Origin of the sequence: Legionella waltersii, from assembly GCF_001468085.1 — a bacterium.
GTDB lineage: Bacteria > Pseudomonadota > Gammaproteobacteria > Legionellales > Legionellaceae > Legionella > Legionella waltersii.
This window is the reverse complement of record NZ_LNZB01000040.1, coordinates 1-5,834: the sequence shown is the minus strand read 5'-3', so window position 1 is coordinate 5,834 and position 5,834 is coordinate 1. Positions and strand designations below refer to the sequence as shown.

The following is a 5,834-nucleotide window of genomic DNA, read 5'->3' as shown; positions in this document are numbered from 1 at the left end:
GTAACCAACGCCTTGTGATTAATCAAAATAAAGTGGTTGGTTATGAATTCCGTCAAGACAGCAACCAACCTTGGCAAAAAAGTGGAGAACATCGTAGATTTGAAGAGTTAGTAACTGCATTTAATAATAGGTTAATAAACGAACTAAAACCCTATTACCAAGCTGCAACATTAGATAAAGGAAGGACGCATCTTTGGGAGGCCAAAAGCTTTAAGCAGCAATACCACGCACTTAAAGGGGATGCATTAAAAACCACCATACTTAATGATTTCAAATCTAAAATAGTTAATTGTTCTTCTCGACAAGAATTAGAAGACGCAGTAGAAAATATTAGAGCAAGTAACGATTTCAAAATATTGGCTCAAGCTCAAGGTTTAGTGACTCACCATTTTAATTTAAAGACGAGTTCTGTTGAGGCATTAGAGCGTATAATCGAAGATAAATTCACTGAATTAAGATCAAGCAGCCAAAATAGTTTAAAGTAAGCGTATAGGAAAAGAAAAGAGGATCTTTTCTGAGCTTTCAGCAAAATAGAACAAAATCATTATTTTCACTACAACCTATTGATTTTATTGAGACTGCTAGCTAACCTTGCTGCCATTAAGAGGAGGCAGGTTGCTAGATGATGCCAGTAGCAAGAGTTACACCCCATGGATATCAAAACTAAAAAAACATGAAGGGGAAATGGGAAAAGAGGCCTCCATTTTAGAGGTTTTTTTTACAGGGCCTGCATTACTTTTGATTCAGCCAAGGTTAACTCCTTAATCCCTTATTGTTGTTGAAGAGGCACAGGACTTGGAAGAGGTTTTTGGTGTTGCTCCAGAAAGTTGAAAATCAAAATAGGTTAAATATTGGCAGATCCATGCTTTCTTAATGTCAGTTTTAATAAATTTTTACGCAAATGCTCTCCAGGTATATAACCCTACAAACTACTGTCTGTATGAAAGGAGATTGGCTTTCCTCTTTCTAGTTCAGTAATTAACTGTTGGGGATCATACTGGCCTTTGTAATTTGGGGTACTAATTAATCCGATATTTGCAAGTTCGTCCCCTAAGTAGGAGGCAAAAGAGTGATTGTGATAAGCTCTTGAGGTATTTGCAAAAAACTCTTTTAAACTGTTTAAGGCCTGTGTTTCATCGTTGAGTTTCCCTACCTCTTTGGCAAAACTTTCAGCCACTAGTATTCCACTACTACCATGGCGAAATCCGCTAAATCTACCCTTTTTTATTCCGCGATTATGATCAAAATTATCCTTATCAGAACTTCTGTGGTAGTTACAGTACTTGTCTTTAGCAAGAACAACGGCGTGTTTTATCATGTCAATTGTATTACCATGCAATTTTGTATGGCTTATTTTAAATTTTAAATCACGCGCATGTTTGAGTTGTTCGGTTGTGATATCTGGAGCAACGGCATGATGTTCAATTGTATGATGCTCTATTGTCTTTTGCTTAGGTTGGAGGCAAGAAAGGGCTAAATCGCCATATTTTTTCAAATTACGTTGACCTGTATTTACTTTAGGTGTGTGAAGAGTTATTGAATGTTGAGTTGTTGTTAACTTTGTTGAGTCTTGTTCAGCTGTGGGTTTTGGCAATTGATAATGCTCACACACAGCGCTTACTATTCGGTCACGATCTTTAGGGCTATCGTCTAACACAAAGACTTCAGCATTTGTAATGTCCTTATACCCTTCAAGTAGGGCTTTAGCTGACACGTCTTTAGATTGATAGGGTTTATTGATTTCTCTTGCATAGAGTGTAATCTTACTCATTTCTTCTGGAGTGAACCCTTGGTAGCGAAGCATAGCAAGAACGTATTCTTTTCTGTTTGCACTAATGATGTTGAACTTAGCGTTGTCATGTTTCAACAACTCATGGAGAGCAGCTACAGCTTCGGGTTTCATGAGGAGTCTGCCCATTCCTGTTTCAAAATTTAGTTTGTTAGGATCATAAATACCGAATTGCGCTACAAATTTTGCTTGCAATTCGTTTGACTCAAGCATCGGCTCATGGAAATGCTTATTGGGGGCATTTTTAGTTATAAAAAGTGTAGAAACAAACTTGCGTTCTCTTGCTGCCCCGAGGTCATCTTTCATAATAATTGAATCACCTTCAAGACCCGTTAAAGTTCCATCAAAGTCAGAGAAAAAGATCAGCTGAGAAGTTGGTGAGTGTACAGCGAAGTCTTGCACAGCTTCGGATAAGCTTGTTTGTGACTTTGCTGGAGTTACTGCTGTTTCACGAACAGGCTCTGAAGTTGTAATAATCGGACGAGTTATTTCAGTCCAATTAAATTGACCGATTGGTTGAACATAGGCATGCACTTTGACTTGTTTTTTTGGAATCCGATGATTAGTACAGTATACTTCAATGGCTTTAGTCATTTTTTGTTGGTCAGCGAGTAAGTCGTCTAGCACATAGCAGTCTATTTCTAGTTCGCGCTTTTCGTGTGGAGAGTTATTAAGGTAATGCGTAACAGCCTCTTGCTTATTCCATTTCCCATATACGGTAATTTTACTAATTTCATCCTCACTAAAACCTTGATATCTTAGTATTGCTTGAATATATTCTGCCTGGTTTCTTGAAACAATCACAAACTCCACATCGTCTTGCTTTAATAATTCATGAAGCCTATTAACCGCATCTGGTTTGATTAAAAGTTTTCCTAGCCCACTATCAAAAGTTATGCGGTGGGGTCATAGGGGCCCAATTTCTCTAAAAACTTAGCTTGTAATGCTTCTTTAGTCTGTAATTTCCAAAGATGATATGCAAAAGGCCCTTCTTGCTTTATGAATAATGATCGATAAAACTCTTGTTGTTCTGTGAGAGGTCCCTCAACGGTATCATTGGGTTTAACGGTATCCAGTTGTGGAAAAACAGTGTAGTCACCCCCAGCTATATCCGTCATCGTTCCATCAAAATCCGTAAATACTATTTTTCGAGGGCTAGGCATGATTTAACTCCAAAAGGCCACTCATGTAATCATTTTAACACATAAAACAACCTGAAATGGTGGTCAACAATATACCTAATTGATAAATTAATCGTAAAGAAATTGTACTACAATTCAACAACACACCAAGGGTATGACCTACAAAACGGAGATGCTTTTCACTAGAGTTTTAGAAAATTGATTGGAGAAGCCCTTAAAAAATCCTTAATTTTTTGGTAAAATTGCGCAAAAAATAATTAACCGGTATTCATTATGTTCAGTAAAAACGTCGATAAAAGAATTTCAAGAGCAGAAAATCTCTGGAATAACCTTTGTGCGTATAAAATGGACTCGGCAAAAAGTATTGACAAACTTTACAATCACGATTTAAGTAAGATTATTGAAACCCTACAAGATTTTCCCGAATTAAGCGCTTACAGTGGTCATAGAAGTGGAAAAAGTAGCGATGGGGTAAATCAATCCGCGATGAGTGTTCTTGATAAAGCAATCCAGTACCTAAAAGATCAGCGACATGCGTGTGAACTTAAAGATGTGGGTTTATCTGTGGACTGAGCTCCCGAGATCCCCGAATGATAAATGTGTTAATGAGCGTGGCTTGAGAGGACATGGGGAGTTAGTTCGCCTAAGCCATCTTGCATAACGCAGGAATATTGTCTATACAAAGTACGTAAGGACCTTAAGTTTTGACTTCGTTTATTGTGACTCAATTAGACAGGACATGCTGATGGGTACCCGAGTAGCCTTTGGATTAGATAATACCTATTTTAGGAGTTACAATGATGGCTGTGATGAATCGCAACAAACCACGGACAAAAAGTCTTTCCCCTCGGGAGGATAGCAAGCCATCATCTCAAAACGAGTTGAAAGACTCATTAAAGCAGTTCATTAAAAATCGAACTACTTCTCATGGAACAAGTAATAACTCCGTTAACGACTCTTCAAATAATACTTCGGACACTCCTAAAAAAGGGTTTTGACGGATTCAACACGCTCTAGTGATTCTGAAGATAACGATGCTCAGATTACATTCTGCTAAGTCGCACCTTTTCCCATCAAGAGGCGACTAGAACTGCTTCATTGAATGATTTTTCAACTTCGGCAAGAGCATTTTGGCGTTTGGTGGTTGCAAAAAATAAACTATCATTCAAGGTAATTGGTCTTCCAAGATAGAGAGAGCTAAATATATTTGCACCTGCTTTGATCGAAAGTGCCAAAAGGCCTATGCCCGTGAAGCAAATTAATATATTGACAACAATGGGTTTCCATTTTTCTCGATGCTCCATCATTAATTCGTCTTTACTATGCAATAGTTTGGTAAATTCCTCTTTAAACGCAGCTAATTGATTGTGATCTATCAATTTCTGATCTAATAACGTATTAAATTCTATAGCTTTTCTTTTAAGTTCTTCAGCTAGAAGAACTACAGCTTCACCTTTTTTTTCATCAATCTTGGATAAAGTCGAACCATACACTTTCATTAATTGAATTTTTAAAAATAACGATTTAATCGTTGCAGGTTTGTTCTTATAGTTATTTTGTATCAGCATTTCATCCTCTCGGAATACCGAAGAGGATGTCTCTGAATCTGGTGAGTGATGTACTAATGATGAAGATAAATCTGTATTGTCATGTTGATCATTTTTATCGTTCGCTGTTGTCGTGTTGACGCTTGTGAATTCAGGAGCACTTTCCATTTGCAGTGTTTGAAATTCGTTGACTTTAAAAATCGCTTCAAGAAGCTCCTTGAATTGAGCATTTTTAACTCTGCGATCTAGGAACATTCCCAAGTCGACAAAAATTTGTCCATTTGCAAAAACAGCTACCTCAGGATCTAGTCTCTGATTGATATCACTTTCCGAAAGCAGGGGTTCGTCTTTCCAATCCGCTATAGAATTAATGACCTTTTTGGATTTGAAAGCAAATGATTCCGCGGACCACAGCCCTTCCCTTAATGCCCCTGCTGCTTCAGGTGGTTCGGTCGTTACTTCTAATGTTTTACCATAAGCTCCGCTTTCAGAGATTATGGTAATACCTAAGTGCATAAAATGAACATTAAACGCATCTAAAAATAATGCAGCATTATCCGCTTTTAATCGTTTTGGATCGATCTGATTATCCTGTTTTCCTTTCACATTCACAAATCCAGGAAGCTGGGCTAATAAACAGGCAAAATTAAACGCTGCAATAAAAAAATAATGGCATTTACCACCACCTAATGCCTGTTCATACTTTTGAGTATCCAAAAGGGTAGGTGTCAATAAACTCACTTGCAAAAGAGGCCAACCGGTTTTGAGATTGCGGGGAACAAGAGGAATTCTTTCCAATCTTGGCTTGTCTTGGTTATACGTTTCTATTTTTGTGGCTTGGGCCTCTTCCGAACAAAAAATAACAAGCGGCATGATTATATACCCCAAATAAAATATCATCATATTGTACATACAAATTACAATTGACTCAAGTGTAAACAAGATGTGGATATAGAGTTTTAAATATTCAATTTGGTCAAATTTATTATTTAATGGGGTCAGGGTTACGGTTAAATGGCAACAGAGCCTTGTAGTGTTCTGATGTTTTGCACGAGTGGATGTTTGGAGATGATATTGCACAGTATTTTTGCATTAAAGGGATATTTCGCCTAAACGACTAGGACTTTAGTTTGCATCGTTAGCATGTTAAATTTGATGAAGGAAAAAGTATCAGGGCTTACGCACCCTTCATCTTTTTAAAAAAAATTTTTTATTTGGTTGGTTTATCTAAACGCCTTCATTAAAAACATTTTTTGCCTCGACCTCGGGGTTTTGCGTAAGCATTTCAAGCACAAAGTGCTCCGCATCTATAAATAACTTTAAGTATTTTATGTGTACAATTTCGTGCGATGGGAT

At 37.4% G+C, this 5,834-nt stretch carries 5 protein-coding genes and 1 pseudogene; 3 read left to right on the top strand and 3 right to left on the bottom strand.

Translation table 11 applies throughout. The features are described 5' to 3' along the window. Nucleotides 1-485 (top strand): annotated as a pseudogene (locus Lwal_RS08650) (hypothetical protein); the annotation flags it as partial. Nucleotides 486-922: 437 nt separating this feature from the next. Here Lwal_RS08650 and Lwal_RS08645 read toward each other — a convergent pair. Beyond that, nucleotides 923-2,593 carry an HAD family hydrolase gene (locus Lwal_RS08645; RefSeq protein WP_058480405.1) on the bottom strand — a complete coding sequence of 557 codons (1,671 nt, stop codon included), beginning with the start codon at nucleotides 2,591-2,593 and terminating at the stop codon, nucleotides 923-925. A gap of 89 nt (nucleotides 2,594-2,682) precedes the next feature. Further along, nucleotides 2,683-2,952 carry a hypothetical protein gene (locus tag Lwal_RS08640; protein WP_058480404.1) on the bottom strand — a complete coding sequence of 90 codons (270 nt, stop codon included), beginning with the start codon at nucleotides 2,950-2,952 and terminating at the stop codon, nucleotides 2,683-2,685. A gap of 252 nt (nucleotides 2,953-3,204) precedes the next feature. On the opposite strand from Lwal_RS08640, the gene Lwal_RS08635 reads away from it, so the two are divergent. Together Lwal_RS08635 and Lwal_RS08630 are read left to right on the top strand one after the other, a co-directional pair. Continuing rightward, a complete protein-coding gene (locus tag Lwal_RS08635; RefSeq protein WP_058480403.1) occupies nucleotides 3,205-3,504 on the top strand; it encodes a hypothetical protein in 300 nt (99 codons plus the stop codon). Nucleotides 3,505-3,728: 224 nt separating this feature from the next. Beyond that, nucleotides 3,729-3,929 (top strand): hypothetical protein, encoded by a 201-nt coding sequence (locus Lwal_RS08630; protein WP_058480402.1) that lies wholly within the window; start codon nucleotides 3,729-3,731, stop codon nucleotides 3,927-3,929. Nucleotides 3,930-4,004: 75 nt separating this feature from the next. Here Lwal_RS08630 and Lwal_RS08625 read toward each other — a convergent pair whose 3' ends face one another. Continuing rightward, on the bottom strand, nucleotides 4,005-5,351 hold the full coding sequence (locus Lwal_RS08625; RefSeq protein ID WP_058480401.1) for a hypothetical protein: 1,347 nt from the start codon (nucleotides 5,349-5,351) through the stop codon (nucleotides 4,005-4,007). Nucleotides 5,352-5,834 lie beyond the last annotated feature (483 nt).